Genomic DNA, 17,994 nt, shown 5'->3' on the forward strand with positions numbered 1-17,994 from the left:
ATCTAAATGAATTTAAAAATTGGAGGTAGCAACGTGGGTAAAATTATGTATGGTGGCCAAGAATTTGGTGGCGCAACTAAATTAGAGCCGGGTACGATTTTGTATATTCCCGATGTCTATGTAACTAGTTTTGAAAACGCACACTTGCTAAATACTACAAAGAATTGGTCAAACATTAATGGCATTAATTTGGCGACTTATAATGATAGTTTTACCAGTAAATATGATGACACCGATATTTCTGGTGATGATTTTAAAAACTTAGATATAGAGAAAGAATATACCTTAAATGGTAATACAATAACTGTATCAAGATCTATTGTTGATGGAGAGTATAGGCTAAATGTTTCGGGACTTCCAAAATTAAAAGCTTTAATTAAAGCTATTTAAAATTGGTATATGAGATATAAAAATAACCAAAATAACAGCCTTATAGGCTTATTTTTTTGCAAAAAATTAGGGAGATGAAATATATATGTATGCACCATTACCAAACGTCGGTCCAATGAACTGGATTGACGCAATGGAACACTTAGACACAAATCCGCTACTATTTACACTGGCAGTTTTAATCTTGGCTGATGTAATAACTGGGATTTCAAAATCATTAGTAACATCTACTACCGACAGTTCAATCGGTAAGAAAGGATTTGCTATTCATATCACGATCATACTTTTAGTGTGGCTACTTTATCCTTGGTCAATTGCCATTGGATATGAATGGGTAGGCGATGCGGTTCTCTGGTTGTGGATATTTATGTATGCTACGTCAATTACAGAGAACGTAGGACAAATGGGATTACCACTTCCACACTTTATCAAGGATAGGCTTAATAAATTAAGTGATTACGCTGAAAATGGCGAACCTGAGAAAGAAAATAAGGAGGATAAATAAATGAAATTTAATGTCGATAATACTTTTGCATTAGGAACTTATGAAGGCTCATCAGTACGAACAGCCAACAAATTTATTGTTTTGCACGAAACAACAAACATTGGTGCAAAAGCCAATGCAAGTTACTTCAAAAATAATTGGGCAACAACTCAAACTTATGTCCAATACGTCATTGGTGACGGTGGAAAGATTTATCAAGTCGGTGCTGATGGATATCAAGCATGGGGAACAGGTAGCTATGCAAATGCGAATTCACCAGTTCAAATTGAACTAGCTAGAACTACAGATAAAGCCACGTTTAAGAAAGATTATGAAGTATTCGTTAACTTCGCACGAGCCAAAGCTCAGGAGTTTAGCATCCCTACCACACTGGACGCTTATGGCAATGGAATTAAAACTCATAAGTGGGTTTCAGATAATATTTGGGGTTCACATACTGACCCTGTTCAAAGCTATTTAGAGCCATTCTGGGGGATTACACAAGAACAGCTGGCACACGATATTGCAGTTGGCATTGAAGATGTAGTAGAACCCAAGAAGGTATTTACAAATATCAATAACGTTGTAACCACACTCGAGGGAAATGTGAAGGCTTATGCTACTTATAAACTAGATGGTTCAGCTAACTCTACTACTAATATTGCACCAGGTACGGGGTGGGTTTCTGCCGGTATTGAGATGATTAATGGTGAACCTCAATATCGTATTGGTGGAGATATCTACATTCCACAATCGATCACAACCTTTAAGGGGAAAGTATTGATTAACTCCGACATCCCTGTACATGCTGTTAACTTAAAAGGCGAAGTAGTAGGTGCTAACTTGGATGGTGGTTCAGCTTGGAAGTATGCAGCAGTTGTTAAAGTTCCTAAAGTTGGTTACTGCTACAAGATTGCCACGGATATGTATCTACCACTCAAATATGCACAAGGTTCTGGATTTAAAGGATAAATTTTAAATGGTAAATGCTAGACAAATTAAATAATATGCGTTAATTTAAAGGTGTTCATTGACGTGGACAATATTGTAAACTACCTCGATTTTGAACTAGCTTTGATAGTGTTAGAAGAGCCCATCATCTATTAATTTAGGTGTGGGCTTTTTTGTGTATAATTTGCAAAAATAGTCTCAATATATTAGCATTTAATTATAAATATAAAAAGGAGTGATTTTATGCATTGGTTATGGGTTCTAATAGTAGGTGCAGTTATTGGTGCAATCGCTGGTGCAGTTACCAATAGAGGAGAATCTATGGGGTGGATTGCTAACATAATAGCTGGTATTGTGGGATCCTTCATTGGTGAAGGAATATTAGGATCATGGGGTCCGCAACTTGCAGGAATGGCAATCGTTCCATCGTTGATTGGGGCAATCATTCTTGTATTGATTGTATCCTTCGTAGTAAGAAAAAAAGCTTGAGGAGGATCACATCATGGGTATATTAAAGAATGTTTTTGCTTTTATGGCTGTTAGTACATTGATCGTTGGAGGTGTACTTATAGGAGGAACTATTGTTGCTGCTAAAGGTATTGATAAAGCTGGCGATGAATTGCAAAAAAAGGTTCATTAAGAATATATTCAAAAGGAGATGTTAATATGGGTACTGATAGCAAAAAAGATATGATTAAAGGAAAAACTAATGAGACAGTTGGAAAAGCAACTGACGATGATAAGAAAGAGCTAAAAGGTAAGATTCAAGAAAAGGTTGGACAAGCCAAAGAAAAAGCCGACAATATTGTTGATAAGGTTGCTGAAAAAATTAACAAGAAGTCTGAAAAGTAATATTGAATTAACCATACCTATTAAATTAGGTTTGGTTTTTTTATTGGATATAAATTAAAGTATGTGTTATTGTGTAAACACAAAAAAAGCAGATGCGGGGGCTCAATCCCACATCTGCCGCACTGCTGACTAATGAATAAAAATTGCGATTAATAACTCGGCAATGATAGCTATGCCAAATGTGAACAACTCGAATCAATGTGTAACAAAAAATTGCATTAAGCTTTGAATGTTTCGTATCTCTTGACTACAACGCTCAGTAGTCTTGCCGTTCTAGTAGAAGCCTAGCTTGTCATTTGCCTTTGTCAAGTAGGGCTTTTTTTATTTGCAAAATTATAACAACTCACATCTATTAATTTAGGTGGTGGGCTTTTTTGTTTGTCTAAAAATAATTAAAAAAAATCATTGCATGGTAGATTGCAAATTTAATTCAATTATTTTTGTATAAAAAAATCGCTAGTCGTTTGACTGGCGATAAAACTTTGCTCCCACAAAATATTTTCGTGACACACACGTGACACACTTTTATGTATTATATATGTGACTTATCGTAACTCATGAAAATAGAAACATTGATTTGTAGACTTTTCATAAGCTATCGAAACTCATCGAAACTGATATAAGCGAACTACGAGAATCGAACTCGCGACACTAGCTTGGGAAGCTGGTATTTTACCATTAAACTAAGTTCGCATTTGATAACTTTATAATTATACAATATTTTGATCTAAAATGATAAGAAATATTTAAAAAAGTCCGATGAATTTACAATATAAATTGATTTTTAGTTTTCATTACCATAAAATCAAGGGTGACGATGAATTTTTATCAATAAATTGCATCAAGGAGAAGATAATAATGAAAAAAACATTGGTTACTTTATTAGCCGCTGTTTCATTAATGGGTGGTTTTGCTACTGTAGCAACTGGTTGTTCAAATAACAGTGCGCAACAAGCTGAACAACATTCTGCTAAGAAGATCACAAAGAGTGAGATCAAGAACCAAGATTATGTTGGTGTCAGCAAGGATAACAAGGATGAGTACATCACTTTCTTTACTGGTAAAGATAAGAAGACTGTTCAATTTGTACGTGTAAGCAAGAACGGTTCAAAGAAAGTTATTACTGATTTCAAGAAAGCTAAGATCGTTATGAACAAGGATAACGCTAAGAAGTTCAAGATCGATGGCTTTAGAATTATCAAAGAACCTGACTTCGACTGGAAATTCACTAAGGTCGGCAAAACTACTATCAAGACTTCTGATGGCAAACAATGGAAACTTTATGAAGGTTCACACAAAGATGCTGTTAAATCAGTACAAAAGAACGGAAAATAATTAATATTTCAAACTCCACTAGTACATCTCTTTATATAGAAGAATGTGCTAGTGGAGTTTTTTTTACATGATATTTTTTATTATTTCATTATCATATTTCAAAAAATATATCTTATACATATTGAAAATAAATCTTAAGACTACCAAATATTTTATTTAAGTAGTCTTTTTTTAATAGATAATGAGTTTTTTAAATGAACAAGATATTGTAAATTGTTTAGTTTCAGAAAAGTATTTATAAAATTATATCCTGTTATTTCGACATTTCGAAAAATAATTTTTGATTAAAATTTCTCTAATTAGTGTAAACGCTTGCTAGGTATGACGCGAATTAGCTTTCCTTCAAAAATTAGAAAATATTTCATACTGGAATAGTTTCATGAAATCGCTTGCAAAACCCATACCTGTCCGATATAGTGGGTGTTGGTAACGGAATTCAAAATTAAGGAGTGATTTTTTATGACTATGCCAATCCATGTTACTTCAGAAATTGGAAAATTGGATGTCGTAATGTTGAAACGTCCCGGACAAGAAGTTGAAAACATTACACCCGACACAATGCCCCGACTATTGTTCGATGATATCCCATATTTGCCAATTGCCCAAAAGGAGCATGACAATTTTGCTCAAATCTTAAGAGATAACGGAACAGAAGTTCTTTATCTTGAAGATTTAGCTGCAGAAGCTATCGATGCTGGAAATGTTAAAGAAGCATTTGTAGAAAAGATGCTTCGCGAATCAGATTACGCTGTTGGTGCTGACCATGATGCATTGAAGGAATTCTTGATGAGTCTTGATACACACGCAATGGTAAATCAATTAATGATCGGTGTTCGTAAGAATGATATTGACTTCAAGCCAACTGACTTAGTTAGTGCCGCTGAAGATTCAGAATATCCATTCTTCATGGACCCAATGCCAAACCTTTACTTTACTCGCGACCCGGCAGCTTCAATCGGTGATGGTTTGAGCATTAACCACATGACTTTCGCTGCAAGACAACGTGAATCAATGTTTATGGAAGCAATCATTAAATACCATCCACGTTTTGCAAACAAAGGCTTGCACGTATGGCGTGATAGAAACCATACACACCGTATCGAAGGTGGAGACGAATTAGTACTTAGCGACCACGTATTAGCAATTGGTGTTTCACAAAGAACATCAGCAACTGCTATTCAAGACATCGCTAGAAACTTGTTCAAAGACAGCAAGTACGACACAGTAATTGCTATCAAGATTCCACACAACCACGCAATGATGCACTTGGATACTGTATTTACAATGATCAACTATGATCAATTTACAGTTCACCCAGGAATTCTTGGCGAAGGTGGCAAGATCGATACTTGGACAATTCACCCAACTAAAGATGGTGATTTGACTTATGAACACAATCAAGATCTAAAGGCTGTTCTAAAGAAGGAACTTGGTCTTGATGATCTAGACTTGATTCCAACTGGTAATGGTGATCCTATCGTTGCTCCTAGAGAACAATGGAATGATGGATCAAATACTTTAGCAATCGCACCTGGTGTCGTTGTTACTTATGATCGTAACTACGTTTCAAACGAAATGCTAAGACAACACGGCTTGAAGGTATTGGAGACAATCTCAAGTGAATTATCACGTGGTCGTGGGGGCCCTCGTTGCATGAGTATGCCATTAGTACGTGAAGACTTAAAGTAAATTTAATTTAATTAGAAAAAATGTGCTAGACTAGCTTTAACTCATCATTTTTGGAGGGATCATTTTGGACTATAAAGGAAAAGAAACATCAGTATTTCAAGGCAGAAGCCTTTTAGCTGAAAAAGACTACACACCTGCAGAATTGGAATACTTAATTGATTTTGGACTTCATTTAAAAGCTCTTAAGAAAAAGGGCATACCACATCATTATCTAGAAGGTAAGAACATTGCCTTACTATTTGAAAAAACATCAACAAGAACACGTTCAGCCTTTACTACAGCTGCTATTGACTTAGGTGCTCACCCCGAATTCTTGGGTGCCGGCGATATTCAACTAGGTAAAAAAGAAAGTGTTGAAGATACAGGACGTGTTCTAGGTAGCATGTTTGACGGTATCGAATTCCGTGGATTCTCACAACAAGTTGTTGAAGATCTTGCTAAATATTCAGGCGTTCCAGTTTGGAATGGTTTGACAGATGAATGGCATCCAACACAAATGTTAGCTGATTTCATGACAATGAAAGAAACATTTGGCAGCCTAAAAGGTAAGACTTTGACATTCGTTGGTGATGGTAGAAACAACATGGCTAACAGTTTCTTAGTTACAGGTTCAATGCTTGGAGTTAATATCCACATCGTTGCACCTAAGGAATTGTTCCCAGATCAAAGTGTTGTTGACACTGCTAAGAAGTATGCTGACGAATCAGGCAGCAAGTTCTTAATTACTGATAACATCGAAGAAGGTGTTAAAGGTACAAACGTTATCTATACGGATGTATGGGTATCAATGGGTGAAGAAAGTCAATGGGATGAAAGAATTAAACTTCTCAAACCATATCAAGTAAACATGGATATGATCAAGAAGACTGGTCAACCTGATGACCAAATCATCTTCATGCATTGCCTACCAGCATTCCATGATACAAATACACAATATGGACAAGACATCAAAGACAAATATGGTCTAAGTGAAATGGAAGTAACAGACGAAGTCTTCAGAAGCAAATATGCACGTCAATTTGAAGAAGCTGAAAACAGAATGCACTCCATTAAAGCCATTATGGCAGCAACTCTAGGTAACTTGTTCATCCCTAAGGTTTAATCAGTTATTGAAGAAGGGCTAATCGTAATGGTTGGCCCTTTTTCATTTTTTAATTTTTGAAAAAATAAGGAATGATTAATATGGAAGAAAAGAAGGGTCTATCACTCGGAGCTTTAACAGCGGCTGTTGTTACAAGTTCTATTGGCTCAGGTGTTTTTACCTTAACCAGCTCACTAGCGTCAGGAGCAGCTCCTGGTCCAGTTTTGTTGGCATGGATCGTCGTTGGATTTGGAATTATGATGTTAGCCATGTCGTTGAATAATTTGTTACTGAAACAACCAGAATCTGAGGGTATTCAGGCTTATGCGCAAGTCGGCTTCGGAAATTTTGCTGGATTCGTTAGTGGATGGGGTTATTGGCTATCAGCTTGGTTAGGAAACGTGGCCTTTGCGACCGTCTTAATGAGTTCATTAGGTTACTTTTTTCCAATCTTTAAAGGTGGACAAAACATTCCTTCGGTAATTTTTGCAAGTATCGTTTCTTGGATGTTGACCTTTATCGTTAATCGTGGGGTTGAATCAGCTGCTGCGATGAACACAATTATTACTATTTGTAAGTTGATTCCATTATTTGCCTTTATCGTTGTCGGAATCTTCGTATTTAAAGGTGGAATCTTTACAGCCCACTTCTGGTCCAACGTGGCTAGTGGTGTCGCTGGAAGCAGCAATTTAGTCGAACAATTTAGATCTTGTTTGATGATCATGATGTGGGTTTTCGTTGGTGTTGAAGGTGCCAGTATGTTGTCATCTCGTGCCCAAAGTAAAAATGATGCCGGAAAAGCTACTATCATTGGAATTATCAGTTTACTAGTAATTTATGTTTTAGCTTCAGTTTTGCCATATGGTTACTTGTCACAAAATGAATTAGCTAAGATCAATCAACCTGCTATGCTTTATATTTTCCAAGATATGGTTGGAAAATGGGGTGGTGCCTTTATCGGTATCGGCTTGATAATTGCTATTTTAGGTTCTTGGTTATCTTGGACAATGTTGCCAGCTGACACGACAATGTTGATGGCGGAAGAAAAAATGTTGCCATCTTCATTTGGTAAAAAGAATAAAAACGGTGCGCCAACGTTCTCATTGATTTTGACGGCCAGTTTGATTCAAGTCTTCTTAGTGATCCTCTTATTCTCTGAAGAAGCTTACAATTTTGCCTTGTCACTTTGTACAGCTGCTATCGTAGTTTGCTATATCTTCGTTGGTTTGTATCAAATCAAATTCTCACTCCAAAATAAAGATACGAAACAATTGTGGATAGGAATCTTTGCAGCAGCTTTTCAAATTATTGCCATTGCTTTAGCTGGTTTACATTACTTAATGCTAGTTTGTATCGGTTATTTGCCAGGAATCTATTTCTACTATCGTGCTAAAAAAGAATACAATCTCGATGGTGGAAAACTAACAAAATCAGAGATTATGTGGTCAATAATTATCGTTATGTTAGCAATCATCAGTATCGTTATGACTGCTACCGGCTCAATTAAAATCTAGGAAGTGTTGAATATGAAAATAGCTGGATTTGGTGTTGAAGAGTGGTTAAATGTCCACGAACGAGAAGCCAAGTATGATTTGGCTCAAAGTACGATCACATCATTTTCAATGGATGAGATCAAGAAATTGACCCAAGCTGATATTTATAATCAACTTAACGAACAAAAAATGAATTATGGTTGGATCGAAGGTTCACCAACTTTTAAAAAAGAAGTAAGTAAGATGTATCAGAATGTTGCTCCCGACAATATTCTGCAAACCAATGGTGCTACTGGTGCTAATCTCTTGGCGATTTATTCTTTGATTGAACCAGGAGATCACGTTATCAGCGTTTATCCTAGTTATCAACAGCTCTATGACATCCCGAGATCATTGGGAGCTGAGGTTAGCTTTTGGAAATTGCGTGAAGATAAGAACTGGTATCCAGACATCGAAGAATTAAAGAAATTGATTCGTCCTAATACTAAGATGATCTGTATCAATAACGCGAATAATCCAACTGGAACGATTTTAGATAGGAAGTTCTTGGAGCAAGTTGTTGAAGTTGCCAAAAGCGTTGGTGCTTATATTTTAGTGGATGAAGTTTATTTACCATTTGATGACAGTGTTGATTTTGCCCCAATCGTTGATTTGTACGACAAGGGTATTTCCACTAATTCATTATCTAAAACTTATTCAATGCCAGGAATTCGAGTAGGTTGGACAGCTACTAATTCACAACTGGCTGATATCTTTAGAAAGTATCGTGACTATACGATGATCTGTTCTGGAGTTTTCAGCGACCAGATGGCATGTTTGGTTTTGGAAAATAAAGATAAAGTATTGGATCGTAATAAAAAAATCGTGCTCGATAACTTAGCATATTTCAAAGACTGGGTTCAAAAAACAGATAAAATCAGTTGCGTCTTTCCAAATGGGTTGTCGACGTCATTTGTGAAACTCGAAACTAAGAAGTCTAGTTTGGAATTTTGTAAAGATCTATTGAAAGATACTGGGGTCCTACTAGTCCCAGGAGAAGCTTTCGATACACCGGGATATGCCAGATTAGGATATTGTGCACCACATGAGACCTTGACTAAAGGTTTAGAAGTTTTAGGAGATTATTTACAAGCTAATTAGGCGATTTTTTCGCTCATTTTGAGGAGAGTTATTATGACAAAAGAACGTATCGTGGTTGCTTTAGGTGGTAACGCTATTTTAAGTAAGGATGCTAGTGCAAAAGCTCAACAACACGCTGTTATGCAAACTTGTGAGTCACTAGTAGAATTCGTTAAGAGTGATAAAGATTTGATCATTACACACGGTAATGGTCCACAAGTTGGTAATTTGTTGTTGCAACAAGCTGCAGCTGACAGTGAAAAGAATCCAGCTTTGCCATTAGATACTTGTGGTGCTATGACAGAAGGTAGTATCGGTTACTGGTTCCAAAATGCCATGAAAGAAGTTATGCTCAAAAATGGTATTAACAAGCAAGTTGTTACTTTGATCACACAAACAATCGTTGACCAAAATGACCCAGCTTTCAGTGATCCTACAAAACCTATTGGACCTTTCTATACTGAAGATGAGGTTCCAGGTCTTCAAGAAGAACATCCAGATTGGGTGATTGTCGAAGATGCTGGTCGTGGCTATCGTCGTGTCGTTCCATCACCAAAACCTGTTGAAATCAACGAATATCCAGCTATTGAAGCTATTTCTAAAGCTGGCGTTATTCCAATCGTTGCCGGTGGTGGCGGTATTCCAGTAGTGAAAGATGGGGACAGACTAGTTGGTAAAGAAGCCGTTATCGATAAAGATTTCGGTGCTTCTAAGATTGCTCAATTAGTTGATGCTGATAAATTAATCATTTTGACTTCCGTTGGTGGAGTCTTCTATAATTTCGGCAAGCCAAATCAAGAAGAGATTTTTGACGTTACAGCTGACGAAATTCAAAAGCACATTGATAATGACGAATTTGCTAAAGGTAGTATGATGCCTAAGGTTCAAGCTGCCGTAGCTTTCGTTAAAGCCACAGGTAAACCTGCTGTAATTGGTGCCTTGGATGATGTTAAAGAAATCATTGCTGGTAATAAGGGAACAGTTATTCACAAATAATTATTGTTATTAGCAAATTAATGTGCTATCATACTTGTGCAAAAGAGGGAATAATTAATCATAAGATTTTAAGCGAGGTCATGTCTTGGTGAGAGTTGACCAAATCAAAGATTAAGTCGCACCCTTCTTACAAAAATGAATAATCAATTAATGAGTGGATATTAATCAATTAGAGTGGTACCGCGGGAAATCTCGTCTCTTTCAATATAGTTTATTGGAAGAGGCGTTTTTTTTATCTAAAGGAGGAAAATATGGATTTTAAGAAACAAGTAGTAGATGCACTAGTTAAAGTTTTACCAGAGGAAATTACTGAGGAACAAGTTACAAATTTGATCGAGAAGCCTAAGACTTCAGATTTGGGTGACTATGCTTTCCCAACATTTATCTTGGCTAAGACATTGCACAAAGCACCTAACATGATTGCTGAAGAATTAGTTGGCAAGATCGATACAACTGGTTTTGAAAAAGTTGTTAATACTGGTGCTTATATCAATTTCTTCCTAGATAAAGAAGCCTTTTCAAAGGATGTTATCAATGAAGTTTTAACAGAACAAACAAACTATGGTAATGCTGATCAAGGTAAAGGACGTAACGTTCCAATCGATATGTCATCACCTAACATCGCTAAGCCAATGTCAATGGGACACTTACGTTCAACAGTTATTGGTAACTCAATTGCTAAAATCATTTCAAAATTAAATTACAATCCAGTTAAAATCAATCACTTGGGTGACTGGGGAACTCAATTCGGTAAGTTGATTGTTGGATACAAATTGTGGGGTTCTGTTGAAGAAGTCGAAGCTGATCCTATCAACAACCTATTGAAGTATTACGTACGTTTCCACAAGGAAGCTGAAGAAAAGCCAGAACTTGATGACGAAGCTCGTGCTTGGTTCAAGAAGATGGAAGATGGCGACAAAGAAGCTTTGGCACTTTGGACATGGTTCAAGGAACTTTCACTAAAAGAATTCCAAATCATCTACGATCGTCTAGACGTTCAATTTGATCACTTTACTGGTGAATCATTCTACAATGACAAGATGGATGCCATCGTTGACACACTTGAAGAAAAAGGTCTTCTAAAAGAAAGTCGCGGTGCTGAAATCGTTGACTTGTCAGAATACGACCTATCACCAGCTTTGATCAAGAAGACTGATGGTGCCACACTTTACATTACACGTGACTTGGCTGCTGCTAAGTACCGTAAAGATACTTTCGACTTTGTTAAATCACTTTACGTTGTTGGTAGTGAACAAGCAGAGCACTTTACAAAACTTAAGATTGTTCTTAAGAAGATGGGTTACGACTGGTCAGACGATATCGACTACATTCCATTTGGTTTGATCACAACAGGTGGTAAGAAGCTTTCAACTCGTTCCGGTCGTGTTATCTTGCTAGAAAACGTCCTAAACGATGCCGTTGACTTAGCTAAGAAACAAATCGAAGAAAAGAACCCAGATTTGAAGAACAAAGATGCCGTTGCTGAAGCAGTTGGTGTCGGTGCGGTAGTCTTCCACGATTTGAAGAATGACCGTCGTGATAGTTTTGACTTTAACCTTGAAGAAGTTGTTCGTTTCGAAGGTGAAACTGGTCCTTACGTTCAATACACAAATGCTCGTGCATTAAGTATTTTGAGAAAAGCCGGCGATGTAGACTACAAGGATGCTGAAAACTTGGCTGTTACAGATCCAGAAGCTTGGGATACTATCAAGATGCTTCAAAACTTCCCAGACGTTGTTAAACGTGCTGCTAAGGATTATGAACCATCAGTTGTTGCTAAGTACGTTCTAAAGCTTGCTAAGAGCTTTAACCAATACTACGCACACAGTAAGATTTTGGCTGACGACGAAGGTCTTAAAGCAAGACTTGCACTTGTTAAATCAGTTTCAATCGTTCTACAAATGTCATTAGGACTATTAGGTGTTAAAGCTCCAGAAGAAATGTAGGATGAATTGAATTGTGAATCGAAAAATCTTTGATGAATTATCAGAAATAAAAACAACCACACTAGATTTAGCATGGTTGTTACTGGCAATAAGTTTCACATATTTGAATTATCAAACGTTTAATATCTGGTATGGGATTTTAGGATTTATCGCCGTATTCTTCATTCATCTGTTCATTAACTTCCATAATAACTATATGGATTATAAGAATTCTACGAGTGAAGAATATCGACAAAAAATCAGTACTATCGGTATTAATCGTGAATCACTGGCAATAGTCAAAAAATGGATGCTCGGTTTGGCCATTTTTCCATTAATAATTGGAGCCTTTCTGACATATCAAACTAGTTGGATAACGTTGATGATCGGGGTCATCGGGGTTGCCATCGGCTTGTTATATTCAGCAGGTCCCAAGCCACTTAATTCTACATTTATTGGAGAAATCGTGGTGGCTATTGCCATAAGCCAATTGATTCCAATAGCCTACTCCTATCTTGGGTTATTCGGGTCAGGGAAATTTGATTCTAGCACTGCCATCTCAATTGTTTTGGCCTGTCTGCCAAACACTTTTGCATTCCTATGTGCAGAGTTGAGTAATGGTACTTGTGACTTAGAAGCGGATCTCAAAAATGGTCGTAATACATTGGTTAGTAAAGTAGGGAAAGCCAATGCCTTAAGTTTGTTTAAAGCTAGTTGGGCAATAGCCTTTCTGTTAGTGCCCATCTTAGCTTTGACGAAAGTAGTGCCTTACATTACACTGTTGATCGTGCTACTTTATCCAAACATTTGGGACGATTTTCGTCCTTATCTAAAGGAACAAGTAAAAACAAAAACTTATCCTTTGGTAATTAAAGCTGTAAGTAAATTCTCAGTAACGTATATTTTATTGATTGCTGTCGGGGCGATTATTAAATTAGTTATGTCAGTGTTATAGTTGCAGCCTTCTCAGAAAGAGTCCATAAAAATCACTCCTAAAACTTCTTTCTGAACATAAAAGAAGAGCTCACCTAATTGTCGGGATTAGGTGAGCTTTTTGGTTGCTTTAAATAAGCACATATTAGATTATACATATTTTTTGATAATTTTGCTGAAATAATTTGGAATTTTTCACTAAAAGGTTGTTGAAAAACCAATTTATGAGCAAATAATAATAAATTCCCAGTCTTTTTATGCGGATTATAGAGTGGATCGTTAACAATGGGCCAACCTTGACTAGCCAAGTGGATTCTTAACTGATGAGTGCGACCAGTCAATAAATTCAGTTGTAATAAAGCATAATTATCGTTTTTTTGGATGACTTTAAACTTTGTCACTGAATCTAAACCAGTGGGACTAATGATTTTTTTGCGGACATCTTGAGGGTCTTGACCAATCGGCAGATCAATCGTACCAGAATCGGGGATTTCTTTGTCTAACTTGACTAGGGCTAGGTACTCACGATGCAAGGTTTTAGTGGTAAGTTGACGATTAAAGATGGGGACTAGGTATGGCGTTTTGGAGATTAATACTAAGCCAGAAGTTTCCATGTCGATTCGATGGACCATATAGGGATGACCATTAGTTAAATAAGTTTCTACATCATTCATCAAAGAGTCATTTTCAGTTTTGATGTTTGGATGAGTCTTTTTACCAGCTTTTTTGTTGACGACAATTATATCATCGTCTTCATAAACAACGTCGACAGAGTCATTGCCAGGCAAATAATGTTGTTCTGATCGGGGTGAAAAATTAAAATTTAAAGTTATTTCATCTAGATCTCGAACAATCGTATTAAAAGAATGGTAAGTTCCATTGATTAAAACGTCTTGTTGAATACGAAAAAAGTGTTGCCATTTCTTAGGAATCAGCCACTTTTTTAGAAGTTCACGGATGGTTAAAGTCTCATATTTTTGTTGATGATAAGTTATGATTTTTTGATACATAAGATGATTAGCTCCTTAAAGATTTAAGACAAATTAAAAAAACACTCTCAATATGTGATAAAATTTGTTCTTATATAGAGGTATTTGATAATGAATAAAAACAATGGTTTTTGGGAATGGTTTAAACCCAAATTACTAGTTGCGTGGTCTTTTATAAAGAAATATTGGAAGAGATTCCAAATTACTCGTTGGATAATCTTGGTCGTTATGATCATGATTTTGGTTTTGAGTGGATACTGGACTTACAAAGCTAAAACTTCCAATGTATCAGATCTACAGTCTTCTTTGCAGACAAAAACAACTATCATCGATAAAGATGGTGACGATGCGGGTCAATTATACGCTAGCAAAGGGACTTACGTTAGTTACGATAAAATTTCTAAGAATATTCAAAATGCGGTTATTTCGACAGAGGATCGAACTTTTTGGACTAATCCAGGTTTCAGTATCAAGGGTTATATTCGAGCTGCGATAGGTTACGTCATTCATCACGGTATCACTGGTGGTGGTAGTACTTTAACTCAGCAATTGGCAAAGAATTCTTTGTTAACCCAAAAGCAGACTTTATCCAGAAAAGGTGAGGAATTATTCCTTTCAATTGAAATAAATCGAGTGTATTCAAAGAAACAAATTTTAACGATGTATTTGAATAATGCTTATTTTGGTAATGGTGTTTGGGGTGTTCAAGATGCTTCTGAAAAGTATTTCGGTAAGAATGCATCAGAGCTAAATCCTGCTGAAGGGGCTGTTCTGGCCGCTATTTTGAAAGCACCTAATTATTATAACCCAATTGATAGTATGAAAAACTCACTGGCTCGACGTAATTTAGTTTTAGGGTTGATGGTTGATAATAATAAATTGTCTGCTTCACAGGCTAGTTATTATAAGAATACTTCCATTAATCTGAATGATAACTACGAAGTCAGCAGTTCTTACAAGTATCCTTACTTCTTTGATGCTGTTATCGCTGAAGCGGTTAATAAGTATGGTCTCAAAGAAGACGATATTTTGAATAAGGGGTACAAAATCTATACGACTTTAGATCAAGAAATGCAGTCTTCAATGCAAAAGACGTTTGATAATAATTACTTGTTCCCGGCTAATGCAGCTGACGGGACAAAGGTTCAAGGAGCCTCAGTCGCAGTTGATCCTAAGAATGGTGGCGTCTTGGCAGTTATTGGTGGACGTGGTGAACATACCTTTAGAGGGTGGAACCGAGCTACTCAATTGGCACGTCAGCCAGGTTCGACGATTAAGCCATTAGCAGTTTATACACCGGCAATTGAAAATGGCTATAGCTATGATTCAGAATTACCTAACCAAATCACTAGTTTTGGTAAGAATAAATATTCTCCAACTAATGCTGATGGAATTTATTCTGACACGATTCCAATGTACAAGGCACTTTATCAGAGTGAAAATGTGCCTGCTGTAGCGTTGCTAGATAAAATTGGTGTCAAAAAAGGTGTCGATTCTGTCGAAAACTTTGGTATCAAGGTACATAAGTCTGATCAAAACTTGGCTTTGGCACTAGGTGGTCTGGAATATGGTGTTTCTCCATTGCAAATGGCTAGAGCCTATACAGCTTTTGCCAATGAAGGAAAGCTTGCCAGCACGCACTTTATTACTAAAATCGTTGATTCAACTGGTACTGTAGTGGTCGATAATAGTAATTCTTCTACTAAACAAATTATTAGTAAGAGTACTGCTAAAGAGATGACTAGTATGATGTTGGGAGTTTATAACGAGGGTACTGGTAAGTATGCTAAACCTTCAGGCTATCAAATTGCTGGTAAAACTGGTTCAACCGAAGTACCACAATCTTGGGGTTATGCTGGGACTAAGGATCAATGGATGATAGGTTATACACCAGATGTCGTAGTTGCTAGTTGGATGGGATTTGATAAATCTGATCAAAATCATTTCCTAACTTCAGCTAATGAAAATGGCATGTCAACCTTATTCAAGAACGAGATGTCAAGTATCCTGCCAGAGACTAAGCAAACTAGTTTTGGAGTCAAGGACGCAACGACTTTAGCTAATGCAACTGATACGGATGACGATGACAATGATATTTCAAAATCCATTCAAGATGGAGTAAATAACATTAAAAATAAAGCCACAGAATGGTACAATGATATTAAGAACTTTTTTGGTCAATAGGAGGACTATATGAACATTTACGATAGCGCCAATCAACTTGAACAAGACTTAAGAAAGACAACAGAAGTTGCTGAATTAAAGCTTGCTTTTGAAGCTGTTAAGGCTAATGACTTGGCATACAAACTTTTTGATAAAGTTCAAAACAAACAATTTGAATTACAACAAAAACAAATGCAAGGTCAAGAAATTACAGACGACGACATTAAGGCAATGCGTGAACTTACAGACCAACTTTCAAATTACAGTGAAATCCAAAACTTAATGGAAAAAGAGCAAAAGATGAATTCTATGATGGATGAATTGAATAAGATTATTTCAAAGCCTATCGCAGAAATTTATCAAGATAAATAACAAGGACTTAGGGCTTAAGTATTTTGCTCAAGTCCTTTTCTTTTACAGAGGGAGTTAAAATGAAGTTTTTACATGCGGCAGATTTACATTTAGATACGCCATTTGTGGGGATCAACGATTTTTCTAAGGAATTGCAAAAGAAATTGCAAGATTCAACTTATCAGGCTGCCAGAAATCTCTTTGACACAGCTTTGACAGAAGAAGTGGATTTTGTGATTTTGGCGGGTGATATTTTTGACGACACCGACAGTTCCCTTAAAGCACAAATGTTTTTACGCGATGAGTTTGAAAAGCTGAATCAAGCTGATATCGCGGTCTATTTGATTTACGGTAATCATGATTATTATCGTAATAATTTTGCTGTGGTTAACTTTCCTGAAAATGTCCATATTTTTGAACAAGATGTCTCGACCGAAACTTTGACTACTAGTGATGGGGTAAAAGTCGGCATCACTGGTTTTAGCTATTATCAACAACATATCAACCAAGCGGTCGTCAAAAGTTACCCTAGTCGTGGCGATTTCGATTATCAAATTGGTATCTTGCATGCTGGCGTGGGCGATGACAATTATGCACCGTTTCAAATCAATGATTTGATTCAAAAGGGCTATGACTATTGGGCCTTAGGTCATATCCATAAACGAGAAGTTTTATGCGATAGTCCGGCTATCGTCTATCCTGGTGACATTCAAGGTCGCAATCAAAATGAGACTACTCCTAAGGGCTTTTATATCGTAACGGTTGAAGACCACTTGACTAAGTTAAAATTCGTTAAGAGTAGCGTTTATACGTGGGATAAAGTAACATTGAACGTTAAAAATGACTCAGTTGATAGTTTAATAACTAAAATTACTGACAGTTTGAATCAACCTGATACCTTATTAACTTTGACGATCAATAATGCCCAAAATTTGTCTGATGACGTCATTAGAACTATCAAGCGCAATGAATTGCAACATCATTTTGCTGAGGTCGAGACGCCAAGTATTTTGTATAAGATTGTTTTGAAGTTCAATGACAATCCCCAACTGTCGCAAATTGATCAAAAATATTGGAAACAAGCCCAAAATCAAACGTTAGATTTAGATAAAATTAAAGATTTAGATAGTAAACTGTATGCTGAAAGTATTATTCGAGACCATATCAATGATCGTGAATTTTTACAAAATATTACCGAATTAGTAAAGAACACAATTAATCAAAAATATACTGGAGAATAATC

At 36.4% G+C, this 17,994-nt stretch carries 18 protein-coding genes and 1 tRNA gene; 17 read left to right on the forward strand and 2 right to left on the reverse strand.

What is annotated here, in order from left to right; all coding sequences use genetic code 11:
- Positions 1-6 precede the first annotated feature (6 nt).
- The 6 genes from LF20184_RS04905 to LF20184_RS04930 all read left to right on the forward strand — a co-directional run bounded on the left by LF20184_RS04905 (position 7) and on the right by LF20184_RS04930 (position 2,677).
- Positions 7-390 (forward strand): hypothetical protein, encoded by a 384-nt coding sequence (locus tag LF20184_RS04905; protein WP_010019302.1) that lies wholly within the window; start codon positions 7-9, stop codon positions 388-390.
- 85 nt (positions 391-475) lie between these two features.
- Complete coding sequence (locus LF20184_RS04910) at positions 476-895, forward strand: phage holin family protein, TcdE/UtxA-related (protein WP_010019303.1); 420 nt, start codon at positions 476-478, stop codon at positions 893-895.
- Positions 896-1,846, forward strand: coding sequence for a peptidoglycan recognition protein family protein (locus LF20184_RS04915; RefSeq protein ID WP_010019304.1), 951 nt, complete (start codon positions 896-898; stop codon positions 1,844-1,846). It begins immediately after the preceding gene.
- Positions 1,847-2,068: 222 nt separating this feature from the next.
- Positions 2,069-2,314, forward strand: a complete 246-nt coding sequence (locus LF20184_RS04920) for a GlsB/YeaQ/YmgE family stress response membrane protein (RefSeq protein WP_029606488.1) — start codon at positions 2,069-2,071, stop codon at positions 2,312-2,314.
- A gap of 13 nt (positions 2,315-2,327) precedes the next feature.
- Positions 2,328-2,465 carry a hypothetical protein gene (locus tag LF20184_RS04925; RefSeq protein WP_010019306.1) on the forward strand — a complete coding sequence of 46 codons (138 nt, stop codon included), beginning with the start codon at positions 2,328-2,330 and terminating at the stop codon, positions 2,463-2,465.
- Positions 2,466-2,491: 26 nt separating this feature from the next.
- Positions 2,492-2,677, forward strand: coding sequence for a CsbD family protein (locus LF20184_RS04930; protein WP_010019308.1), 186 nt, complete (start codon positions 2,492-2,494; stop codon positions 2,675-2,677).
- A gap of 622 nt (positions 2,678-3,299) precedes the next feature.
- Here LF20184_RS04930 and LF20184_RS04935 read toward each other — a convergent pair.
- Positions 3,300-3,370, reverse strand: a tRNA-Gly gene (locus tag LF20184_RS04935).
- A gap of 165 nt (positions 3,371-3,535) precedes the next feature.
- Here LF20184_RS04935 and LF20184_RS04940 point away from each other — a divergent pair.
- From LF20184_RS04940 to LF20184_RS04975, 8 genes are all read left to right on the forward strand, one after another.
- A complete protein-coding gene (locus LF20184_RS04940; RefSeq protein ID WP_010019310.1) occupies positions 3,536-4,012 on the forward strand; it encodes a hypothetical protein in 477 nt (158 codons plus the stop codon).
- 459 nt (positions 4,013-4,471) lie between these two features.
- Positions 4,472-5,701, forward strand: a complete 1,230-nt coding sequence (gene arcA / locus LF20184_RS04945) for an arginine deiminase (RefSeq protein WP_010019312.1) — start codon at positions 4,472-4,474, stop codon at positions 5,699-5,701.
- Positions 5,702-5,765: 64 nt separating this feature from the next.
- Positions 5,766-6,803 carry an ornithine carbamoyltransferase gene (gene argF, locus LF20184_RS04950; protein ID WP_010019313.1) on the forward strand — a complete coding sequence of 346 codons (1,038 nt, stop codon included), beginning with the start codon at positions 5,766-5,768 and terminating at the stop codon, positions 6,801-6,803.
- An 80-nt stretch (positions 6,804-6,883) separates the two neighbouring features.
- Complete coding sequence (arcD, locus tag LF20184_RS04955; RefSeq protein WP_010019314.1) at positions 6,884-8,296, forward strand: arginine-ornithine antiporter; 1,413 nt, start codon at positions 6,884-6,886, stop codon at positions 8,294-8,296.
- Between the two features lie 12 nt (positions 8,297-8,308).
- Complete coding sequence (locus LF20184_RS04960) at positions 8,309-9,415, forward strand: aminotransferase (RefSeq protein ID WP_010019315.1); 1,107 nt, start codon at positions 8,309-8,311, stop codon at positions 9,413-9,415.
- 33 nt (positions 9,416-9,448) lie between these two features.
- Complete coding sequence (arcC, locus tag LF20184_RS04965; RefSeq protein WP_010019316.1) at positions 9,449-10,390, forward strand: carbamate kinase; 942 nt, start codon at positions 9,449-9,451, stop codon at positions 10,388-10,390.
- Positions 10,391-10,641: 251 nt separating this feature from the next.
- A complete protein-coding gene (gene argS, locus LF20184_RS04970; RefSeq protein ID WP_010019317.1) occupies positions 10,642-12,336 on the forward strand; it encodes an arginine--tRNA ligase in 1,695 nt (564 codons plus the stop codon).
- Positions 12,337-12,349: 13 nt separating this feature from the next.
- Positions 12,350-13,270, forward strand: coding sequence for a prenyltransferase (locus LF20184_RS04975; protein ID WP_056945175.1), 921 nt, complete (start codon positions 12,350-12,352; stop codon positions 13,268-13,270).
- Positions 13,271-13,343: 73 nt separating this feature from the next.
- Here LF20184_RS04975 and LF20184_RS04980 read toward each other — a convergent pair whose 3' ends face one another.
- Entirely contained in the window at positions 13,344-14,258 is a 915-nt protein-coding gene (locus LF20184_RS04980) for an RluA family pseudouridine synthase (protein WP_010019320.1), read from the reverse strand.
- A 90-nt stretch (positions 14,259-14,348) separates the two neighbouring features.
- On the opposite strand from LF20184_RS04980, the gene LF20184_RS04985 reads away from it, so the two are divergent.
- From LF20184_RS04985 to LF20184_RS04995, 3 genes are read left to right on the forward strand one after another with little or no spacing between them, the layout of a single operon-like run.
- Positions 14,349-16,421: a PBP1A family penicillin-binding protein gene (locus LF20184_RS04985; RefSeq protein ID WP_010019321.1), complete on the forward strand. Its 2,073-nt coding sequence runs from the start codon at positions 14,349-14,351 to the stop codon at positions 16,419-16,421.
- A gap of 9 nt (positions 16,422-16,430) precedes the next feature.
- Complete coding sequence (locus tag LF20184_RS04990) at positions 16,431-16,772, forward strand: YlbF family regulator (RefSeq protein ID WP_010019322.1); 342 nt, start codon at positions 16,431-16,433, stop codon at positions 16,770-16,772.
- 59 nt (positions 16,773-16,831) lie between these two features.
- Positions 16,832-17,992: a metallophosphoesterase family protein gene (locus LF20184_RS04995; RefSeq protein WP_010019323.1), complete on the forward strand. Its 1,161-nt coding sequence runs from the start codon at positions 16,832-16,834 to the stop codon at positions 17,990-17,992.
- The last annotated feature ends 2 nt before the right edge of the window (positions 17,993-17,994 follow it).

The organism is Companilactobacillus farciminis KCTC 3681 = DSM 20184 (assembly GCF_002706745.1).
GTDB lineage: Bacteria > Bacillota > Bacilli > Lactobacillales > Lactobacillaceae > Companilactobacillus > Companilactobacillus farciminis.